The sequence below is a fragment of the Salifodinibacter halophilus genome (assembly GCA_012999515.1).
Lineage (GTDB): Bacteria > Pseudomonadota > Gammaproteobacteria > Nevskiales > Salinisphaeraceae > Salifodinibacter > Salifodinibacter halophilus.
The window spans coordinates 1-325 of record JABEEB010000100.1 but is presented as its reverse complement, the minus strand read 5'-3'; the positions used below and the strand labels follow the sequence as shown (position 1 = coordinate 325).

Here is a 325-nt window from a genome sequence, read left to right as displayed (position 1 = left end):
CTGGCGCCGGCCGAGATCGACCGCCGCCTGCACGAACTCACCGCCGGCTGGGAGCATCCGCTGAGCTGGCAGCAGCTGGCCGAGCAGGCTGGCGCGGATGTGTCGCGGCACGAGGCGGTGGTCGAGGCTTACGGGCTGTAACGACGCAGGAGCGCTGCGCCGACGGCCGATAGCCGCCGGCGCACACTGCGGGCGCCGGCGGTTCGCCGTGCGCCCGCCGGTGTATACGCTTCGCTGCGCTTTCCGCCCGGTGCGCAACGCGCCGGGCGAGAGGGTAGGACCACGCCCGGCGCCGCGCGCCCGGCCCTCGATCGATGCTGCCGCA

1 protein-coding gene is annotated in these 325 nt (G+C 75.1%); it reads left to right on the top strand.

What is annotated here, in order from left to right; all coding sequences use genetic code 11:
• Nucleotides 1–141: hypothetical protein (locus tag HKX41_10875; GenBank protein NNC24633.1), on the top strand; the 141-nt coding region annotated here is incomplete at its 5' end.
• Nucleotides 142–325: the final 184 nt, after the last annotated feature.